The following is a 19916-nucleotide window of genomic DNA, read 5'->3' as shown; positions in this document are numbered from 1 at the left end:
TTTGGATATGGATATTGGACCAACGATCTCCAAACTAACAACAAAAAATTGTTGCCCTTTTTGCCCGCAAGGTTTGCCCACTTTGCGGGTTTTTCTTTTTAAGACTCGCCACTTAGCACTCAGCTCACATTTTCCAAAAAATTAATCATTTGATTAAATAGCGTTGAATTATTCCCGTGTTGTTCATTTAAGCATCGCTCTATAATTAATCATCTGTTTAATATTGAGTGTTCAAGGATGAGTCATCACCAACGCAAAGTCGGACGCCCGAGCGACAACATCGACGCTCGTGAAAAACTAATTCATCACGCACGAGAACTGTTTGTTGTGATGGCGTATGACAAAGTCTCTACCCGGATGATCGCCACCAAAGCAGGGGTCAATGTTGCTATGATCCGTTACTACTTTGGTAGTAAGGAAGGCTTGTTCGAAACCATGCTGCGCGAGACCCTCTCGCCGATACAAAAGCAGCTACAAGCGCTCATTGCAGACAACTCTGAAAAAAACTTCCTCGATATCATGCGTACCTACTATCAGGAAATGATCAAAGTGCCGCAGTTTCCGCGTCTGGTCGCGCAAGTCATGCACATGCCGCCATCTGAAACCCAGCGTAAATTGCTGGAAAAGGTGTTCAGCGATATCAGTAAACCAATGCAAGGCATGATGTTTAACAAACTGGTTGAAAGCGGGATCTTAAGAAAAGACGCCGATCCGAAACTGTGCCGCGTGTCGTATCTCAGTTTGATGGTCTTTCCGTTTATCGCGCCACCAGCGTTACTGGCAGTGCATGGCATCGAGCTAACGGAAGAGTTCCTAAACCAGTTGCTCGAACACAACATCAAATTAATGAAACATGGATTCCTAGATACCCAAGGCGGTAGTCATGAAAATCAATAAAAAGCTTCTCTTCTTCCCTGCTCTTGCGGTTGGAATCGTCTTTCTCGTATTGGCAATCAAACTCAAACCCGAGTTGCCAGTTAAACCCGCAGGGGACCGAGCAAGATTAGTCGAAACGATTCCACTCGAGTTAAAAGCGATTGCTCCAGTGGCAGTGGGCTTTGGCAAGGTGGCACCGAAAGTCGAGTGGAAAGCGATCGCCGAAGTCACAGGTAAAGTTATCTACCGTCACCCTCAGCTTGAGAAAGGTCAAATCCTCAAAGCGGGAACCGAGATCTTACGTATCGACCCGCTCGATTATGAGCTTAAACTGGTGCAAGCGCAGGCTGATTTAAAATCTTCTCAGACCTCTTTAGCCAAGCTGAACCAAGAAGAAGCTAACCTCAAACAAACGCTAAAAATTGAAAAGAACCGTTTGGTGATTGCCAACAAAGAGTTGGAGCGTAAACGCAACTTGCGACAGAAGAACTTAACCTCACAGTCAGACGTTGACCAACAAGAACAGTCTACTCTGTCGCAGCGCAAACTGGTGTTGGATATTGAAAATCAGATCGGCCTGATGCCGGACGAGAAGAAAGTGGCAGAGGCTCTGGTGAAAGTAAGCGCCGCCAAAGTCGAAGAAGCTCAGCGTTCGCTGGATAAAACGGTGATCACTTTGCCAATGGACCTACGCATATCACAAGTGGATATCGAGCAAGACCAGGTGGTCAACTTGCAACAGACCATGTTCGTCGCTCACGGCATCAAGGTTATGGAAGTGGAAGCGCAACTATCTATCCACGATATGCGCACGCTGGCTTCAAGTATTGGTGAGTTCAGCCGCGACGAGTCCGGCATCCCACGCCCAGATATGACGTTTGTTAAAGCTGAAATCGAACTGAACAGCGGCAACTTACACGCGACTTGGCCCGCGCGCGTGGCTCGCATTAGTGAAACAGTCGACCCTAGTCAGGCAACCGCTGGCGTAATTTTGGAAATCAAACAGGATTATCGAGATCTAAGCCCAAGCAGCACGCCGCCACTGGTCAACGGCATGTTTGTCCGTGCCAACATTGAAGGCCAAGAAAACCCGAGTTGGGTGATCCCAGAGCGCGCGTTGCACGGCGACAAAATCTATATCAAAGACGAAAACAACACGCTAAAAATTGTCGCGGTTGACGTGCTCTATCGCAGAGACAATCAAGTGGTTATTGATGGCGAGTTGATGCAAGGCGAACGCTTGGTGATCAATGATTTGTTGCCAGCTATCGAAGGTATGGCGCTTAAAGAAGCAAACCTTGAGGAGTCTGATTCATGATTCGATTCTTCGCCAAACACCCAACCGCCGCCAACCTGCTGATGCTGTCGTTGCTGCTACTGGGGATCACCACTTTACCTAACATCAAGCGTGAGACATTTCCCGAGTTTGACCCTCCTTACATCATGGCAGGCGTGGTGTATCCGGGCGCTTCTCCACAAGAAGTGGAAGAAAGCCTTTGTGTGCGCATGGAAGACGCTGTCGACGGCCTTGCCAACATTGAAGAAACCCAATGTGAAGCGATTGAAGGCTCTGCACGTCTGATCCTTAAATTGAATGAAAAAGCCGATATCGGCCGAATGCTGGTCGACGTCCAGACACAAATCAACTCGATCAACGACTTCCCAGCAGAGATCGAATCGCCAGTGGTTCAAGAACTCGACTGGAACGAACCCGTTGTCGACGTCGCCATCACCGCCGATACCACTTGGCCAGAGCTGAAAGCGTACTCAGAGCAATTAAAACGTACATTGAAACTCGATTACGGCGTGTCCCTTGTCAGCGTCGCGGGCTTTTCTGACCACCAATATCGTGTTGAGCTTGATAGCCAGGCCATTCGTCAATTGGGCTTAAGTGTCGGTGATATTGCCGAGCAAATCGGACGCCAAAACGTCAAACTGCCGAGTGGTAATGTTGAAACACCAGACAAAAACTTTTTGATCCGTTTTGATGAGCGCCGTGTAACACCACAAGAGCTCGAAACCATCGTCATTGGCTCAGGTGAAAATGGCTCTATCATCCGTCTCAAAGACATTGCGAAAATCACCGATCGATTCGAACTGGATGAACAAAAGGTGCTGTTTGACGGCCACCCGTCTGCCCTACTTAAAATCAGCAAGAACAAAGAGGATGACGCGCTACGAATCAAAGACCGTGTCGCGCAGTTTGTTGAAGACCAGCAAGCTATCGCGCCCGACGGCGTTAAACTTGAATTGACCAACGATCTCTCCTCTGTACTTTGGGACCGTTTGACCATGATGGTTCGCAATGGCTGGCAAGGTATCGTATTGGTGTTCGCCACTATGTGGTTGTTCTTTAGCTTGCGATACTCGTTCTGGGTTGCAGCAGGTTTACCCGTGGCTTTCTTGGGCGGATTGTTCCTGATGGCGCAACTGGGCTTATCCATCAACATCATGTCTCTGGTCGGCTTATTGATGGCCATCGGTATTATGATGGACGATGCGATCGTGATAGCGGAGTCGATCGCCTCTCACCTCGACCGCGGCGAAGATATCGACAATGCCGTGGTCAAAGGGGTAAAGAAAGTGCTCCCTGGGGTACTTTCATCTTTCCTCACCACAGTGTGCATCTTTGGTAGCTTGCTGTTTCTTGAAGGGGAAATGGGCGCTGTGCTCAAAGCCGTGCCTCAAGTGCTGATTTTGGTACTGACGCTCAGCTTGATTGAAGCGTTTCTTATCTTGCCGAACCACTTGTCGCATTCACTGCACAAAGAAAAACACGACAAGCCACCAGCGAAGTTTAAGAAGAAGATTTTGGATGGATTTGAGAACTTTAGAAATACCCGTCTTATCAACGCAGTAGAAAAAGTGGTGGAATATCGCTACGCGTTTCTGGGTTCAGTGGTTGCCATTCTGCTAATATCCATCGCTACTATCGTTGGCGGTATCCTAAAGTTTCAACCGTTTCCCGACTTAGACGGAGATATTGCTGAAGCGCGGATTATTCTCCCGCCCGGATCTTCGCTATCGCAGACCGAAGCGGTAGTCGATCGAATCGTCGCGTCAGCACAAAAGCTAGCCGTGGAATGGAGTGAGAAAAACGAGAATGGCACGCCGTTGGTGGAGCATATCACCAGCCAATTTAACGCCAACGCAGACGCGAATGAATCTGGCCCACACATTGCCACCGTGCGTTTAGATTTACTCGGCGCAGAGAGCCGCAATACCGTCATCGACGACTTTATCAACGCATGGCGTGACGATATTGGCGAACTGGCCGACCCAATTTCTCTGGTGTTTAAACAACCGACGATGGGCCCTGGTGGACGTGCAATTGAGATTCGTGCTAAGCACGACAACCTTGATGAGTTAAAAGCCGCTTCCATCGATATTCAGCAGTATCTAAAGGAGTTTGACGGCGTACACGGTGTGCTTGATGACATGCGCATGGGTAAAGAAGAGATTCTGGTCAAACTGCGTCCGGGCGCAGAAGCGTATGGCATCAATGGTCAGTTGATCGCCGCCCAGCTTCGCGCTGCATTCTTTGGCCAAACCGCCGATGAAATTCAAGTTGGGGTGGAGAATATCTCAATTGAAGTACGCTTAGACAAAACCCAAGCGGGTGACTTGCAGCAGTTGGCTAACTTCCCGATCATTATGCCAAACGGTAGTCAGATTCCATTGGCGACGATTGCCACACTCGATTTCCAGCGTAACTACGTGCGCATTCAACGCATCGACGGTTTGAGAACCATCAGCGTGTTTGGCGATACCGACAATACCAAAGCGAACTCGACAGCAATCATTCGTCAGTTCCAGTTAGAAGAAGCGCCGAAGCTCGTCGCTAAGTATCCAGGTTTGCGTTTCGATTTCGAAGGTGAAGCAAAAGACGCAGCCGAAACTGGCGCTTCAATGGGCAAAGGCTTTTTGCTCGGCTTGTTCGGCGTCTTTGCGATTCTCAGCTACCAGTTCCGCAGTTATCTCGAACCGTTTGTGGTCATGCTCGCGATCCCTCTCGCCTTTATCGGGGTTGTTTGGGGACATATATTGCTGGGTCACTCACTGAGTATGCCGAGTATGATGGGCTTTGTTTCTTTAGCAGGGATTGTGGTCAACGACTCCATTTTGTTGGTGCAATACATTCGCCATCACGTCGATGAAGGCGACAGCGTGCACGATTCGGTGGTCAAAGCGAGCCGCGAGCGTTTTCGCGCCGTGTTCCTAACCTCAATGACGACAGCCGCAGGTTTATTACCATTGCTGACTGAAACTAGCTTGCAAGCGCAAGTTATCCAGCCACTGGTGATATCAATCGTATTTGGTATCTTTGCCTCGACGCTACTGGTACTGTTTATGATTCCTGCCGCTTATGCGATTCTTGCCGACTTTGGCTTGGTCCATAAACACGAAGAAATATAAAAGATAAAAATCAGCCCGTTAGGAATCCTATGACGAATGATATTGAAACGCTTAGCCGCGATTTTCCACTAGTGAAACAGCTTATTGAACTGGAAGAAGTGGCATGGTTTAACCCCAATGTGACCAGCCTAGAAAAAGGCTTGCCTTACGTGGGGCTGAACGCCAAAGACATTCAAGATGCGAGCGACAGGCTTAGCCGCTTCGCTCCGTATTTGGCCAAAGCCTTTCCAGAGACCAAAGCCAGCAATGGTATTATCGAGTCGGAGATCGCAGCGATTCCAGCAATGCAAACCTGGCTGGAACAAGAGTATCAAACCGAGATTCAAGGCAAGGTACTGCTGAAGAAAGACAGCCATTTGCCGATTTCTGGCTCCATTAAAGCCCGCGGCGGTATTTATGAAGTGCTGAGCCACGCCGAGCAGTTAGCCATCAAAGCGGGTTTACTCTCAACCAACGACGATTACAGTAAGTTGTTCAGCGAGCAGTTCCGCGACTTTTTCAAACAGTACAGTATCGCGGTAGGCTCAACAGGGAACTTAGGTCTGTCGATTGGCATCATGAGCGCTAAACTCGGATTCTCGGTATCCGTTCACATGTCGGCTGATGCTCGTCAATGGAAGAAAGACAAACTGCGCTTCCATGGCGTTAATGTGGTCGAGTATCAACAAGATTACGGGGTCGCGGTTGAGCAAGGACGAAAAGAAGCGGAGCAAGACCCGAACTGCTTTTTTATCGATGATGAAAACTCGAAAACCTTGTTCCTTGGCTACTCGGTGGCCGGAGAAAGAGTGAAACAGCAATTTGACCAACAGGGCATTCGTGTTGATGCAGAGCACCCTTTATTTGTCTATCTGCCTTGTGGCGTAGGCGGTGGCCCGGGTGGCGTCGCATTTGGCCTTAAAATGGCGTTTGGCGATCACGTGCACTGCATTTTCGCCGAGCCGACTCATTCACCGTGCATGCTGCTTGGCGTGCATACCGGATTGCACGACAAGATTTCGGTACAAGATATTGGTATCGATAACATTACCGCTGCGGACGGTCTTGCTGTCGGTCGCGCGTCGGGGTTTGTTGGCCGAGCGATGGAACGCTTACTCGACGGCTATTACACGCTCTCAGATGAACATATGTACCGCTTACTCGGGCAGCTCAACCAAACCGAGGGGATTCAGTTAGAACCCTCTGCCCTCGCTGGAATGCTTGGCCCAGTATTGGTCAGTCAGAATCCAAGTTATTTGAATCGCATTAGCATTAGTGAGAACGCATTCAAACAAGCGACGCATTTAGTCTGGGCAACAGGTGGCGGCATGGTTCCAAAGCAAGAGATGGAAAGTTATTTAAACAAGGCCGCTGGTTAGACTCTCAGTGAGTTACGGCATAGAGATAAAACGCCACTACGATTTAGTGGCGTTTTTGTTTCCAAAGCATTGAGCGGATATAGCTGTTTCCGGTCACTCGGCTCATCACCGCAATGGCCGTAACATGAATACAGACACATGCGAAAGTTAGATTCGCCGCCAATTCGTGGAACTCTTCGACCCAATCCTCACCCCAAAACTGATCGGTTTCCATCAAATAACCTGACAGTCCTGTCATCAACAACCCAATCCACATACACCAGATCATCACCGAACCTGCAGGATTGTGACCAGTATGTTGGTCCTCTCTAGTTTCAAATACCCGCTTTAAATGCAGCAATGCTGAACGTGGAGAAGGTAAAAACGAAGACAGTCTCGCCGGAGGTGAAGCAATGATTCCCCACAACAAACGAATCACTACCAACCCAACCACGCTGTATCCGACCCACTCATGGATATCGCTGCCCTCTTCGGTAACCAAGTAGTTAGCCAAAAACAAAGCAGCGACAGACCAGTGCGTCACACGCACCAATCTGTCCCAAACAAAGTGCTTAGTCATCTTTTTCCTCTTTCACGACTTTGAGGTTGGTTGGGTCATAATAGATTTCTACGCGTTTACCCTGTGCATCTTTGCCATACAGTTCGTAGCAACCCGTGTCTGTCGTTTTGAATTTTTTAATGCTATAGCCTTGGTCCATCACTTGCTGTTTGGCTTGTTCGAACGGAATCCAGGTGTCTTGGCTCGCTTTAGTGCAAGTTGGATCGGCGTAGGCAGAAGATGCAAACATACCCACTACTAACCCAGAAAGAACAAGTGCTTTGTTGATCGTCATGGTCTATCTCCATTGATGTTTGATTTCATAAACCACATTAATCAGCGAATCTTAAGAAACCCTTAAGAAAACTAAACTAATTGAATATTGCACTAAATGGCTTGCCTCAAATACCAACAATTTAGCCCCTAGACTTACGTAAAAATTGCCACACCGCCCATGTGACGGGAGGTCGCAATCACGTTCAACAATTTCTATCCTGACAACAAAAATGTTTTGCTTTCAAAAACCGCATTGGGTGTTGCGCGAGAAAAATTATCCACTTAATATCGCCCTGCTTCTTGATGATAGCCAATCCGAGTACATCACAGCGTGTTTTGTGGCAAGGCGATAGAGCAACTATCCAAGAGTGACTTTGACTGCGCAATTGCGCTTTTTTTGACGCTCCACTTTTCATCATTACCTCACTGTACAAAGTGCGAATGAAAAGTGCCTTTACACGTTGGAGGTTTACTATGGCTCACGCTCATTCTGTATTGGATTTTCAATCTTTTTCTTCTCAAACTCTGTCTGCTGCTGAAGTTTCTCTTATCGAGTCTTCTGTTGAGCAGTTCGGTGCGCCATTACTGCTACTTGATTGCGACGTCATTCGCAGCCAATACCGTGAGCTGAAAAATGCACTACCGACGGTTACGTTACACTTTGCACTTAAGCCATTGCCACACCCAGCAGTTGTAAAAACTCTGCTTGAAGAAGGGGCGAGCTTTGACCTAGCAACCACAGGCGAAGTGGAGTTAGTCGCACAGCAAGGCGTCCCAGCGGAGCGTACTATTCACACGCATCCAATTAAACGCGATTCGGATATTCGTGACGCGTTAGCGTACGGCTGCAATGTGTTTGTGGTGGATAACCTAAACGAGCTGGCAAAGTTCAAAGCATACAAAGACGAAGTTGAACTATTGGTGCGTTTGAGCTTCCGTAACTCTGAAGCGTTTGCTGACCTTTCGAAGAAGTTTGGCTGCTCACCAGAGCAAGCTCTGACCATCATCGAAACAGCGAAAGAGTGGAATATCCGTATCAAAGGCCTGTCGTTCCATGTTGGTTCACAAACCATGAATCCACAGAAATACGTAGATGCGATCCTCACTTGTAAACAAGTCATGGAACAAGTAGTGGAACGCGGTCTGCCAGCGCTTAGCACACTAGACATCGGTGGTGGTTTCCCGGTGAGTTACTCAAAACACGTGACGCCAATCGATGAGTTTTGTGTGCCGATTAACGAAGCGTTGAATGAGTTGCCAGAAACGGTTCACGTCATTGCTGAACCAGGACGTTTTATCGTTGCGCAGGCAATGATGAGTGTCGCATCGGTGATGGGCCAAGCAGAGCGCGAAGGTCAGATTTGGTACTACTTGGATGATGGTATTTACGGTTCATTCAGCGGCTTGATGTTTGACGACGCACAGTACCCACTAGTTACACTAAAACAAGGTGGCGAATACCTACCAAGCGTTTTGGCCGGCCCGACTTGCGACAGCATTGATGTGATTGCAGAAAATGTCATGCTGCCACAACTGGACAACGGTGACTTAGTCGTTGGCCGCATGATGGGCGCTTACACGAGCGCAACAGCAACGGATTTTAACTTCTTCAAACGTGCACAAACGATTGTGTTTAACGAGGAAGCAGCAGCGCAAGAGCGCATGATTGGTTAATAGCCAAACCATAACAGGTAGAAAAAACGCTCACTTCGGTGGGCGTTTTTCTATAAACAAATACTACTAGGATTAGCGACTCAATAAGCGGAACGCTTTCTTCCCGCGTTGAACAATCCAATATTTATCAAACAAAGCAAACTGTTGCTCAAGAGACTCTCCCGACACTACCTCGCCATTGACCTTAATCGCATTGCTGGCCAAAAGCTCGCGCGCGATACGCTTTGACTTGGCCAAATCGCTTGCCACTAAGGCGGTGGGCATATCCCATTCAGACTCAATAGTGAACGTTGGTAGGCCATCAAGTGCCAGTTGATTCACCTCTGAGCGGCTGAGTGTTTTGAGCTCGCCATCAAACAACGCCTGGGTAATGCGTTTTGCGCTGGCCAACCCCTCTTCACCATGAACAAATCGCGTCACTTCTTCTGCCAAAATACGCTGCGCTTGTGGTTTACCGGCTTGGTTTTGGTCTTGCTGTTCTATCTCTTCAATTTCGCTTAACGACAAGAAGGTGTAGTAACGCAGAAAGCGGTAAACATCGTCATCAGCGGTGTTAAGCCAGAACTGGTAAAAAGCATAAGGCGAAGTTTTCTCCGCGTCTAACCACACTGCGCCACCTTCGGTTTTACCAAATTTCACGCCGTCCGATTTAGTGATCAACGGAAGCGTCAAACCAAACACGTTGTCGTTGTTGATACGACGCGTCAAGTCAATTCCGCTGACGATGTTACCCCATTGGTCACTGCCGCCGATTTGCAGCTTGCAACCAAACTCTCGGTTAAGGTGAACAAAATCGTAGGCTTGCAGTAGCGCATAACTAAATTCGGTAAATGAGATACCTTGCTCTGGACGCTGCAAACGCTGCTTAACCGACTCACGGTTAATCATCGCGTTGACGGAGAAGTGTTTACCGATATCACGTAAAAACTCAATCACGTTGATTTGCCCTGTCCAATCGGCGTTATTGACGATCTTGAGCGGGCGACTTAAGTGAGAACCCATCACTTGATTAATCTGTTGCGATAACTGTGATAGCCAAGTTTTTACCGTTTCTTCGCTGTTCAAGCTACGCTCGGTCGCTTTAAAGCTTGGGTCACCGATCATTCCCGTTGCACCGCCTATTAGCGCGATCGGTTTGTGCCCTGCGTTCTGAAAACGTTTCAGCATCATCAAAGGAACCAGGTGGCCGATATGCAAACTACCCGCGGTAGGGTCAAAGCCACAGTAAAGCACTTGAGGCGTTAATAGTTGTTCACTGAGCTGTTCTAGGTGGGTGGTTTGCGCGATCAGACCGCGCTGCTGTAGGTCTTGAATAAGTGACTGTGTCATGGCTTCCTCTCTCTGCTAGACAATCAGAGTACTGGTGCTGGAAACCATCAGACATATCCCTAAAGGGACAATTTTGGCTTTATTTTGCCTTAACCTGTTGCGATAAGCTGACTTAAAAAGATACGAAACAGTTCGCTGAGCGAAGAGACGTTCAACTTGGCGTAAATACGCTTACGATGATTTTTGACCGTGCCGACACCAATCTCTAGTTGGCTGGCGATCTCTTTAGAATCAAAACCCTGCACCAACAAAGCCGCGATCTCTTGCTCTCTTGAGGTAAGTAATTCTGCACCTAACTGCGCTAAGGTTTTCTCGATCGCGTGACGTAAATGAACCGCCTCATCGCCAACTTCCGGCAACGAAAAAGCGCTTCTTGCCCAATGTTGCTGACACAGAGAACTCAATACCGCAAAGCGCGCTTGCAGGTCCGCCAAGTGCTGCGTACTAAACGATGTATCTCCCATGACACCAAGGTAAATCGCGATACCACGCGACGCATCTAATGGAATCGACAAGCAAAGCTCATCATTCCAGCCCGTTTCTAAATAGAACTCACGTTGGTATTGCTTGTACTCGGTCGCCGAGGACAACACATCTTTGAGGCGATAAATTCGCGCTTGCGGGTGTTGTTCGATTTGTCGATAGAAAGGGTCATTTTGAAATGAATCGGTCAGGTAGCGCTGAAACAACAGCTCACGAGACTCGTTGATCGAATCATAGAGATAAACCGGACGTTTTCCTTGGCGATAGCCGAGCACCACAGAGCAATCAAACGGCACAACCGCATGAATAAAAGTACAGAGTTGGGAAGTAAAACTCGGAGAATGCACCGCACTGATCGCGTTCGCGAGTGCCTGATATTCATCTGGAGTTACGTCTGTTTTCATCGTCTAAGCCTAAAAAGTAGATAGCGTCAGCTTACTCAATTTCAGCCGCGATTCAAACGCTTGCTCTCAGCTTGTTGACTCAGAGTGAATTGGACTAATCGAAAAACAAAGCCACCCCAAAGGGTGGCTTAATTGCTTTACGCTTAGGTTCACACTACGACTAGATGTCGAAACGGTCAGCGTTCATCACTTTAGTCCAAGCTGCAACGAAGTCATTGACGAACTTCTCTTGGTTATCGTCCTGTGCGTACACTTCTGCGTAAGCACGTAGGATTGAGTTAGAACCAAACACTAAGTCAACGCGAGTTGCAGTCCATTTGGTTTCGCCAGACTTACGCTCAACAATATCGTAAGAGTTGCGACCTGTTGGTTTCCAGCTGTAGTTCATGTCAGTCAGGTTAACGAAGAAATCGTTGGTTAGACTGCCGACGCGGTCTGTAAACACGCCATGCTGACTGCCACCGTGGTTAGTGCCAAGAACACGCATACCGCCCAATAGAACCGTCATTTCCGGTGCGGTCAGACCAAGCAGTTGTGCTCTGTCTAGCAACAACTCTTCCGGTTTAACCGAGAAATGTTGCTTCTGCCAGTTTCTAAAGCCATCAGCGACAGGTTCAAGAACGTCAAACGAATCAACATCGGTTTGCTCGGCTGACGCATCACCACGACCCGGTGCGAATGGAACAGTGACGTTAAAGCCAGCCGCTTTCGCCGCTTGTTCTACACCCACGTTACCAGCTAGAACGATTGTATCCGCGATACTCGCACCCGTTTCAGCCGCAATTTGCTCTAGTGTATTGAGCACTTTGCTCAGGCGCGCAGGCTCGTTACCTTGCCAATCTTTTTGCGGCGCAAGGCGAATACGAGCGCCGTTTGCACCACCGCGTGCATCCGAGTGACGGAACGTTCTCGCGCTATCCCAAGCGGTCGATACCATATCTGCCACGCTTAAGCCACTTGCAGCGATCTTCGCTTTTACTGCGTCGACATCGTACTGCGCATTGCCTGCTGGGATTGGGTCTTGCCAGATCAACTCTTCCGCTGGTACATCTGGGCCGAAGTAACGAGCACGTGGGCCTAAGTCACGGTGAGTCAGTTTAAACCAAGCGCGCGCAAACACTTCTTCAAAGTATGCAGGGTCGTTATAGAAACGCTCAGCAATCTTGCGGTATTCTGGGTCCATCTTCAGCGCCATATCCGCGTCTGTCATGATAGGGTTGTAGCGAATCGATGGGTCTTCTACGTCAACTGGTTTGTCTTGCTCTTCAATATCCACTGGTTCCCACTGCCATGCACCTGCTGGGCTCTTGTTCAGTTCCCAGTCGTATTTGAATAGCAATTCAAAGAAGCCGTTGTCCCATTGTGTCGGATGTGTTGTCCACGCACCCTCTAGGCCACTGGTGACTGTGTTTCGACCGATACCACGTGATTTGTGGTTCATCCAACCAAAGCCTTGCTCTTCAAGATCCGCGCCTTCTGGCTCAGGTCCAAGGTCTGCTGCATCGCCGTTGCCGTGTGCTTTACCAACAGTGTGACCACCCGCAGTTAGCGCAACCGTTTCTTCGTCATTCATCGCCATACGCGAGAATGTCACACGCATATCTTGCGCTGTTTTCAGCGGGTCTGGGTTGCCATCCACACCTTCTGGGTTTACGTAAATCAAACCCATCATTACTGCTGCGAGAGGATTTTCTAGGTCGCGCTCACCAGAGTAACGGCTGTTCTCAGAACCACTTGGCGCTAACCATTCTTTTTCTGCACCCCAGTAAGTGTCTTTCTCTGGGTGCCAAATGTCTTCACGACCAAAGGCGAAACCGAAGGTTTTAAAGCCCATTGACTCGTAAGCCATGTTACCTGCGAGGATCATCAGATCCGCCCAGCTGATTTTATTGCCGTATTTCTTCTTGATTGGCCAAAGTAGACGACGCGCTTTATCTAGGTTGCCGTTATCAGGCCAAGAGTTTAGTGGTGCGAAACGCATGTTACCCGTCGCTGCGCCACCGCGACCATCTGCAGTTCGGTAGCTACCCGCAGAGTGCCATGCAAGACGAATCATCAAACCGCCGTAGTGCCCCCAGTCTGCAGGCCACCACTCTTGGCTATCCGTCATCAGGGCTTTTAAATCATTCTTGAGCGCTTCTACGTCTAGCTTCTTAAGCTCTTCACGATAGTTGTAGCTTTCGCCTAATGGGTTGGTCTTAGAATCGTGCTGGTGCAGGATGTCCAGATTCAGTGTTTTTGGCCACCACTCTTTCGCCATGTTATTGGATGTCATGCCGCCGTGCATTACTGGGCATTGACCTGCTGTGCTTTTATTATCTGTCATTTATATTTCCCTTCTGTCGTAGTCGGTATTGGATTTGGACAAATAACCCGAGGGGTAAATTAGCCATTTCGAATCCGCCTCTACTCAACGTTATTTATAGATTCGAGTACGGCGTACATTATAAGTTCGTGTTCTGATAACCAGTTTAGATGAAGTGCACAAAAACCACATATTGATAATGGTTATCAATTCAATAGGAGAAAGCTATCAGTAGTATTAAACTGTAGTAAAAGATAATAAAACGTGGGTATAAGAGGCGTTTTTAATTTTTGTTAAATATAGATTAAGTCTAATAACAAATAAAAAAGGCTTGGTTATAAACCAAGCCTGAATAATTTATAAAAGGTCTTAAGATCGAGATCTCATTATTACACTTTTTTTAGGTCTTTAGCTGGGTAAGTCAGTGTACTTTCTCCAGCTTTAACATGGACATAGTAACCACCAGCACTTAAACCAGTAACAACCATCTCACCTAAATCGATACCTTTGATCGCTACTACGACATCGTTAATTGATAGCATTTTTATACCCTTGACTGAAATATGATTGGATTTCAGTGCGGTATTTAATACGAGCTAAATCATTTGTCCAAATCAGGTTTATTATCGTTTGGATTAATTTTGCTTTTGAAGCGCAAACGCTCCACACTTGATATACCAAGGAAAGACAGCAACACACCGAGGAATAAATGACAAAAACGTATTTATTTGATTGGGGCGACACTTTGATGGTGGATGATCCAAACAACCAAGACAAAATGTACTTGTGGCCAAATGTCGAGGCAATCGCAGGCGCAGAAGAGACGTTAAAAGCGCTCTCAGCCGATCACACCATCTATATCGCCACCAGCGCCGAGCAATCGACAGAAGCAGACATTCAACAAGCGTTTCAACGTGTCGGGCTGGATCGTTACATCAATGGCTATTTCTGCCGCGCGAATCTTGGCATAGAAAAAAACTGCGCTGAGTTTTACCTCGCGATCGCGCAGGAGCTCGGAGAAGAGCCAGCGGAGTTAACCATGGTGGGCGATGTGCTCGACAAAGATATCTATCCAGCGCAGAAAGCAGGATTAAAAACGGTGTGGTTTAACCCAAACGGTGAAGCAGTGCCTGACAACGTCACCAGTATTAGCAAGCTAGAAGAGCTGATCTAACCAACGTCAGAAGTAGACAAGAAACAGCACATTCTTGATAGCAACAAAAAACGGCTTAGTGAATCACTAAGCCGTTTTGGATTCTGTCTCAGAGAACTTAAGCTGCTTGGGGTTGATAACGCCCTGGCTTATGGTTCATCGCAAGAATTAGGTTAGTCGCTACCGCGCCCAGCACTGATAGTAGGATCAACTGAATATCAACAATAAACAGTGACATCACAACGATAGTGCAATCAAGAGCCATTTGTACTTTGCCTGCACGAATACCGAATCGTTCTTGAAGAAATAGCGCGAGGATATTAAAACCACCAAGACTCATCTTATGGCGGAAGATCACCAGCATCCCGATACCAATTAGTCCACCACCTAACAGTGCAGCATAAAAAGAATCGATACGCGCAATCTCAATCACATGATGTAAATGGTCAACGGCGAGAGAAACAATCGTGACCGCAATAAATGTATTGACGGTAAAGCGCCAGCCCATACGAGTGACCGATAAAATGTAAAACGGCAGGTTAAGTAAAAAGAACACCTGTCCAAAACTGAAGTCACTAATTTTGGTGAGAAAGATAGCCAGCCCTGCCGTACCACCAGTTAGCAAGCCTACCTTATTGAAGAAGATAACGCCGAGAGACACCAACGCACTACCCAGCACCAGCGCGAGCATGTTCTCGCGAAAACTATGTTCTTTGTCCATTTCGAAATCCTATCCTTGGGCGATTCACTCAAAAGGTGGTGAATCAAACGGGCATAAGATGTCGATATTTGGGATTAATGTCGAGATTCAGGCTTAATTCTATTGATAAATAGGTGTTAAAAGAAATTTACACCTTGGTTATCGCTATCAAGTCTCATTGCTTTACTGAAGCGAGCGTGACTACCGACTCACATGTTTCAGGGCTAAGGTTGGTATCACTTTCGTTGCTGGCTGAACGTTTAAGCTGTTTAGCACGATACATCGCCTCATCGGCGATACTAAGTAGCGTTTCTTTGTTCAGGGTTTGGTCTGGGAAATAACTTACCCCTATACTCGCCCCGACTGTGTAGCTGTGTTCGTTAAACGTAATCGGTTCGTTGATAACATCAATCAATTGCTGCGCCTTGTTTGGCACAATATCGAAATCGTGCAGATGGTCCAAACAGACAAGGAACTCATCGCCACCAATGCGCCCAACAAAGTCAGTATCCCTAACCGCACTAGCCAAGCGTTCTGCCACGGCAATAAGGATCGCATCTCCGGCGTCATGACCACGCGTATCGTTCACGTCCTTGAAATTATCTAGGTCGATAAAAAACAGCGCCAGTTTGGTGCGAGTTAATTTGGCGTTCAAGATGGAGCTTTCAAGCCGACTGTCAAACGCGCGGCGGTTCATAATATTAGTCAGAGAGTCATGCTCAGATAAGAAGATCAATTGCTCTTGCTTCTGTTTTAACTGCTCAGTTTGACGCCTAACCTCTAACTCCAACTCTTCTTTTGTAACAGTGGTTTCTCGCAGGGTTTTGGTCATCTTGTTAAAGAATTTGGCAATGGCTAAAAACTCACTATCGAAGTTTTCACCTTTAATTTGTGTATCCAGCTTGCCTTCCGTGAGATCGACAATTGCGTTTTTAATCGCACTAAAGCCGTTGCGAAAGCGGAAAAACATCCACCACGCGATGCCCGTTACAACCACCGAGCAAGCAATCAACCAAAGTGCGGCCTGTTTCATTACAAGATTCTGCCGCTCATCATTGTGATTCATTACCGCGTTATGCACATACGCCAATTCTTCGGTCATGTTTTGCACGATCATGTTGTATCGAGAATGCAGTAAACCACGTGCGGTAATGTCATCCGCTCCAAGCGCTTCCAGTCCCCCTGACTCATCAAAGTAGACATTTTTTTCCTGTTCGAGAATCGAACTCAGACTGCGATTCATGCGGATAATGTTGTCGAGCATACTGTTGCCCTGCTGGTACTTTTGAAGTTTAGTCGCCAGTTCCTCTTTAGCGTATTCCACTTGATCCAAACTTTGCTTGTCGCCAAATTGCAGAAAGACCCATAGCTGGCTGCGTAATAGGTCAACACTGAGTTGCAGATCGACAACTTGGTCGAGTTCAGCTTTGGTTTCTTCCCTTTCTGAACCGACACGAGAGAACGACAAAATAATCGACAAAGTTAGAATCATTGTCGTAATAGAGAGCGCCAGTAGTTTTTTGTATAAGGAACCCAGCATAAGTCTGTCTCTATCTAATCTCGCGTGACCCGAACCTGTCGATAGGGTTCGGAATAAAATACTTTTCTAAAGTCAGGAAGCGCATCATCCACCAGACCGCGCTCGATCGCCCAGCGAGCTTGAAGTTGAATATTGGATAGTAATGAATTGCCCAGCGCGAGACGGAACATCAAGTCTTCCCACGACCATTCCACTTGACTGACCGACAAATTCAGCTGCTTAGCGATCATTTCTAGCGCTTGGTTTGGGTTCTGGTTTATCCACTCAACCGCAGAGTCTAGTGCACGAATCAGCTTGATTGGTTCTTCGCCTGACATCTCAAGATGCTCGGTTACTGATAACAAGTTGAATGAGAGCTGATAAATACCATGATTGCCTAAATTAATCACTTTAGCAGCAGACAGGGTATCCGCTTTATAACCGAGTGGCTCCCATGCGGATATCGCATCGACTTGATAGGACAAAAGAGCTGGCACCATTTCTTGGGGCGAAAGATAAACCTTTTCAATATTTAGATTCTTTAAGTTGTTAGCGATCAAAACAGAATCAAAATAAAACTCACTGGCGCTGCCTTTTACCACTCCCACTCTTTTACTATCTAAGTCTGCTACTGAATTGATATTTGACGGTTCTAAAGTTAACAGCTTCAAATCGTTGTCGGTTTCAACAAAACTGACCAATAAAGCAACATCGTTGTGCTTAAAGCTCTGGAACATCACCACAGATTCCGACGCTGTTGCGTATTCAACTTCACGGTCAATCATCATCTTGGTACATGCAACGCCACCATCACACGGCATCAAACTAACGTTTAATCCCTGTTGCTTGAAGAATCCTAGTTTCTCTGCAACCAAAAACGGCGCAGACAACGGAGTCCGTGACACTGCGATGGTAACAGTGGCGTCGTTGATTTCCTGTTCCTCGCCTTTCAAGCTATGTGTTGCGTAAACAACAGCAGTGGCAAGCAAAACAGAAATAAACCCAAAAGCAATAAATGTTCGCTTGGTTGGCGACATATTAAACAAATCCATGTTAAGAAAATAGGCTCATATAATATTTAGCGCATTAATTCTTTCGAAGGCGTTAAAAACCTAGCTTTCCATCAAATGAAACACACACATTTACCAAAGTGTGTTCGGTATCACTCGCGCGTACGGTAATTTGCTTTCATTACGCCAAGAATGAGTTGAATCCATATCAACTTATATGATTAATAATAGGCTATGTGGGCAGGTTATGTGTGGGCTGGAAAATTAATTGACTAAATAAACAGTACGTCACACTTACAATGAGAGTAATCAATACGTAACATCAATCAAATCCAACATAAGCAATAAACACATAGCAAAAACTTATGATTTACAAACGGTGAGCACAAAACAACTTTTAGCCTTAATGACTGTTTAATCGCTATGATTTCAGGTAGTTTGGAAATATAAGGATAAGAATTCAAAGCGTTAAGGAAAGTCATGCTTCAACAAGTCATTGGAATATTATTTCCAGTGTTCGCACTGGTATTGGTCGGTTTCTCTGTCGGCCGCTGGTTGAAGCCAGATTTTCGGCCGATAAACCGTATCAACATGGATACATTCACGCCTGCCTTGGTGTTCTCATCGCTTGTTTCCATGCCACTAGACACCGAGCAGGTACCACTCCTTTCCGCCTCACTGGTTGCTGTTCTGCTACCTGGCTTGATTATGATTCCGGTGTGCAAGTTCTCAGGTCTAAATTTCAAAGCATGGGCGCCGCCGCATATGTTTCGCAACAGTGGCAACCTCGCTATCCCACTATTTACTTACACTTTCGGTGATACCGCACTGGCATCTGCCGTACTGCTATTCGTGGTTTCAGCATGCGTACATATCAGTGTGGGTTTAGCGTTACTTAGTGAAGGAAATCCACTCAAGCAAGTGGTGCGGATGCCTGTGTTCTTGGCTGCCAGCAGCGCATTGATTCTGAACCTCTCCGGCATTGGCGTTTGGCCGCCACTGTATGAAGCGACCAAATTGCTCGGACAAGCCGCGGTTCCAGTAATGCTCTTGTCGCTCGGCGCGCAAATGTGTCACTTGCGCCTAAGCGGTTTGCGAGTCGGTTTATTGTGTACGCTACAGTCACTCTTTACTGGTGCCATTGCGTTTTCGGTAATTTACTTCTTTATTCCATTACCAACTATGCAGCTACAAATGATGGTGCTGTTTACCATGCTGCCACCAGCGGTGATGAACTACTTATTTGCCGAGCGCTTTCATATTGAACCGGTCAATGTTGCGTCTATGGTTTTGTTCGGCAACTTTCTTAGCATCATCACGCTGCCGTTACTACTCACGTTCGCCCTCTCCTTGGGATGACCATTCTTCGGGCGCGGTCAGCAAAGTTTTGCCTTTGAATGTTTCTGCACGGATATCTTGTGGATTGTAGATCGCGCAAGATTCCATCGACAAACAGCCACAGCCGATACACCCACCGAGGTCTTCTTGCAGCGCCTTTAGCTGCAATATGCGGTGCTCTAGCATGTCGTGCCAACCTTGTGCCATTTGCTCCCATTCTTTACGACTGGGCGCTTGGTGCTTAGGTAAATGCGCTAACGAATCGACGATCTCTTCGAGTGTCAGGCCAACTTCTTGCGCCGCTTTAATCACCGCCAGCCTGCGCAGGACACTGCGTTCATAACGTCTTTGATTACCTTGATTTCTCCAGCTATGAATCAGACCTTTCTGCTCATAGAAATGCAAGGTCGAAACCTTGATACCCGCGCGTTTCGCCACTTCACCAACCGACATTTCCATAATTACGTCCTTTTAAATGAAAAAGTGCTTTACCTAAAGTTTACTTGAGGTTTTACATTAATACTAAATCGCCTACCT

Annotated in this window: 17 protein-coding genes; 7 read left to right on the top strand and 10 right to left on the bottom strand. The window is 47.1% G+C overall.

What is annotated here, in order from left to right; translation table 11 throughout:
• Window positions 1-237 precede the first annotated feature (237 nt).
• Genes AKJ31_RS01600 through AKJ31_RS01585 form a run of 4 tightly spaced genes read left to right on the top strand, consistent with a single transcriptional unit; the run spans window position 238 to window position 6650 of the window.
• Window positions 238-897 (top strand): TetR/AcrR family transcriptional regulator, encoded by a 660-nt coding sequence (locus AKJ31_RS01600; protein ID WP_053407336.1) that lies wholly within the window; start codon window positions 238-240, stop codon window positions 895-897.
• Window positions 884-2194, top strand: coding sequence for an efflux RND transporter periplasmic adaptor subunit (locus AKJ31_RS01595; protein ID WP_053407335.1), 1311 nt, complete (start codon window positions 884-886; stop codon window positions 2192-2194). Before AKJ31_RS01600 ends, AKJ31_RS01595 begins: the two co-directional genes overlap by 14 nt.
• The gene (locus AKJ31_RS01590) at window positions 2191-5292 is read left to right on the top strand and encodes an efflux RND transporter permease subunit (RefSeq protein ID WP_053407334.1); all 3102 of its coding nucleotides are present in this window, start codon (window positions 2191-2193) and stop codon (window positions 5290-5292) included. Before AKJ31_RS01595 ends, AKJ31_RS01590 begins: the two co-directional genes overlap by 4 nt.
• A gap of 29 nt (window positions 5293-5321) precedes the next feature.
• A complete protein-coding gene (locus AKJ31_RS01585) occupies window positions 5322-6650 on the top strand; it encodes a D-serine ammonia-lyase (protein ID WP_053407333.1) in 1329 nt (442 codons plus the stop codon).
• A gap of 43 nt (window positions 6651-6693) precedes the next feature.
• Here AKJ31_RS01585 and AKJ31_RS01580 read toward each other — a convergent pair whose 3' ends face one another.
• Both AKJ31_RS01580 and AKJ31_RS01575 read right to left on the bottom strand, forming a co-directional pair.
• The gene (locus AKJ31_RS01580) at window positions 6694-7209 is read right to left on the bottom strand and encodes a cytochrome b/b6 domain-containing protein (RefSeq protein WP_053407332.1); all 516 of its coding nucleotides are present in this window, start codon (window positions 7207-7209) and stop codon (window positions 6694-6696) included.
• Window positions 7202-7483 (bottom strand): PepSY domain-containing protein, encoded by a 282-nt coding sequence (locus AKJ31_RS01575; protein ID WP_053407331.1) that lies wholly within the window; start codon window positions 7481-7483, stop codon window positions 7202-7204. Before AKJ31_RS01575 ends, AKJ31_RS01580 begins: the two co-directional genes overlap by 8 nt.
• A 455-nt stretch (window positions 7484-7938) precedes the next feature.
• Between AKJ31_RS01575 and AKJ31_RS01570 the strand changes: the two genes are divergently transcribed.
• On the top strand, window positions 7939-9138 hold the full coding sequence (locus AKJ31_RS01570; protein ID WP_053407330.1) for a type III PLP-dependent enzyme: 1200 nt from the start codon (window positions 7939-7941) through the stop codon (window positions 9136-9138).
• Window positions 9139-9210: 72 nt separating this feature from the next.
• On the opposite strand, the gene tyrS is transcribed toward AKJ31_RS01570, so the two are convergent.
• The 4 genes from tyrS to AKJ31_RS22930 all read right to left on the bottom strand — a co-directional run bounded on the left by tyrS (window position 9211) and on the right by AKJ31_RS22930 (window position 14201).
• Complete coding sequence (gene tyrS / locus AKJ31_RS01565; RefSeq protein WP_053407329.1) at window positions 9211-10467, bottom strand: tyrosine--tRNA ligase; 1257 nt, start codon at window positions 10465-10467, stop codon at window positions 9211-9213.
• A gap of 89 nt (window positions 10468-10556) precedes the next feature.
• A complete protein-coding gene (locus AKJ31_RS01560) occupies window positions 10557-11354 on the bottom strand; it encodes a helix-turn-helix transcriptional regulator (protein ID WP_053407328.1) in 798 nt (265 codons plus the stop codon).
• 160 nt (window positions 11355-11514) lie between these two features.
• On the bottom strand, window positions 11515-13680 hold the full coding sequence (katG, locus tag AKJ31_RS01555; protein ID WP_053407327.1) for a catalase/peroxidase HPI: 2166 nt from the start codon (window positions 13678-13680) through the stop codon (window positions 11515-11517).
• 368 nt (window positions 13681-14048) lie between these two features.
• Window positions 14049-14201 (bottom strand): hypothetical protein, encoded by a 153-nt coding sequence (locus AKJ31_RS22930; protein ID WP_157052293.1) that lies wholly within the window; start codon window positions 14199-14201, stop codon window positions 14049-14051.
• A 167-nt stretch (window positions 14202-14368) separates the two neighbouring features.
• On the opposite strand from AKJ31_RS22930, the gene AKJ31_RS01550 reads away from it, so the two are divergent.
• A complete protein-coding gene (locus tag AKJ31_RS01550) occupies window positions 14369-14833 on the top strand; it encodes an HAD family hydrolase (protein WP_053407326.1) in 465 nt (154 codons plus the stop codon).
• A 97-nt stretch (window positions 14834-14930) separates the two neighbouring features.
• On the opposite strand, the gene AKJ31_RS01545 is transcribed toward AKJ31_RS01550, so the two are convergent.
• From AKJ31_RS01545 to AKJ31_RS01535, 3 genes are all read right to left on the bottom strand, one after another.
• Window positions 14931-15533 (bottom strand): DUF6198 family protein, encoded by a 603-nt coding sequence (locus AKJ31_RS01545; RefSeq protein WP_053407325.1) that lies wholly within the window; start codon window positions 15531-15533, stop codon window positions 14931-14933.
• Between the two features lie 154 nt (window positions 15534-15687).
• On the bottom strand, window positions 15688-17052 hold the full coding sequence (locus tag AKJ31_RS01540; protein ID WP_053407324.1) for a diguanylate cyclase domain-containing protein: 1365 nt from the start codon (window positions 17050-17052) through the stop codon (window positions 15688-15690).
• Between the two features lie 14 nt (window positions 17053-17066).
• Window positions 17067-18068, bottom strand: coding sequence for an ABC transporter substrate-binding protein (locus AKJ31_RS01535; protein ID WP_053407323.1), 1002 nt, complete (start codon window positions 18066-18068; stop codon window positions 17067-17069).
• A 453-nt stretch (window positions 18069-18521) separates the two neighbouring features.
• Between AKJ31_RS01535 and AKJ31_RS01530 the strand changes: the two genes are divergently transcribed.
• On the top strand, window positions 18522-19400 hold the full coding sequence (locus AKJ31_RS01530; protein WP_053407322.1) for an AEC family transporter: 879 nt from the start codon (window positions 18522-18524) through the stop codon (window positions 19398-19400).
• On the opposite strand, the gene soxR is transcribed toward AKJ31_RS01530, so the two are convergent.
• The gene (gene soxR / locus AKJ31_RS01525) at window positions 19371-19838 is read right to left on the bottom strand and encodes a redox-sensitive transcriptional activator SoxR (RefSeq protein WP_053407321.1); all 468 of its coding nucleotides are present in this window, start codon (window positions 19836-19838) and stop codon (window positions 19371-19373) included. The two genes, AKJ31_RS01530 and soxR, sit on opposite strands and share 30 nt — an antisense overlap.
• Window positions 19839-19916: the final 78 nt, after the last annotated feature.

The organism is Vibrio hepatarius (genome assembly GCF_001274785.1).
In the GTDB taxonomy this organism is placed as follows: Bacteria; Pseudomonadota; Gammaproteobacteria; order Enterobacterales; family Vibrionaceae; genus Vibrio; species Vibrio hepatarius.
The sequence above is the reverse complement of the archived record's forward strand: the minus strand, read 5'-3'. Positions and strand labels throughout refer to the sequence as shown.

Coding starts and splice junctions, on each gene's coding strand:
- AKJ31_RS01600 (WP_053407336.1), top strand. CDS start 238: ATGAGTCATCACCAACGCAAAGTCGGACGCCCGAGCGACAACATCGAC.
- AKJ31_RS01595 (WP_053407335.1), top strand. CDS start 884: ATGAAAATCAATAAAAAGCTTCTCTTCTTCCCTGCTCTTGCGGTTGGA.
- AKJ31_RS01590 (WP_053407334.1), top strand. CDS start 2,191: ATGATTCGATTCTTCGCCAAACACCCAACCGCCGCCAACCTGCTGATG.
- AKJ31_RS01585 (WP_053407333.1), top strand. CDS start 5,322: ATGACGAATGATATTGAAACGCTTAGCCGCGATTTTCCACTAGTGAAA.
- AKJ31_RS01580 (WP_053407332.1), bottom strand. CDS start 7,209: ATGACTAAGCACTTTGTTTGGGACAGATTGGTGCGTGTGACGCACTGG.
- AKJ31_RS01575 (WP_053407331.1), bottom strand. CDS start 7,483: ATGACGATCAACAAAGCACTTGTTCTTTCTGGGTTAGTAGTGGGTATG.
- AKJ31_RS01570 (WP_053407330.1), top strand. CDS start 7,939: ATGGCTCACGCTCATTCTGTATTGGATTTTCAATCTTTTTCTTCTCAA.
- tyrS (WP_053407329.1), bottom strand. CDS start 10,467: ATGACACAGTCACTTATTCAAGACCTACAGCAGCGCGGTCTGATCGCG.
- AKJ31_RS01560 (WP_053407328.1), bottom strand. CDS start 11,354: ATGAAAACAGACGTAACTCCAGATGAATATCAGGCACTCGCGAACGCG.
- katG (WP_053407327.1), bottom strand. CDS start 13,680: ATGACAGATAATAAAAGCACAGCAGGTCAATGCCCAGTAATGCACGGC.
- AKJ31_RS22930 (WP_157052293.1), bottom strand. CDS start 14,201: ATGCTATCAATTAACGATGTCGTAGTAGCGATCAAAGGTATCGATTTA.
- AKJ31_RS01550 (WP_053407326.1), top strand. CDS start 14,369: ATGACAAAAACGTATTTATTTGATTGGGGCGACACTTTGATGGTGGAT.
- AKJ31_RS01545 (WP_053407325.1), bottom strand. CDS start 15,533: ATGGACAAAGAACATAGTTTTCGCGAGAACATGCTCGCGCTGGTGCTG.
- AKJ31_RS01540 (WP_053407324.1), bottom strand. CDS start 17,052: ATGCTGGGTTCCTTATACAAAAAACTACTGGCGCTCTCTATTACGACA.
- AKJ31_RS01535 (WP_053407323.1), bottom strand. CDS start 18,068: ATGTCGCCAACCAAGCGAACATTTATTGCTTTTGGGTTTATTTCTGTT.
- AKJ31_RS01530 (WP_053407322.1), top strand. CDS start 18,522: ATGCTTCAACAAGTCATTGGAATATTATTTCCAGTGTTCGCACTGGTA.
- soxR (WP_053407321.1), bottom strand. CDS start 19,838: ATGGAAATGTCGGTTGGTGAAGTGGCGAAACGCGCGGGTATCAAGGTT.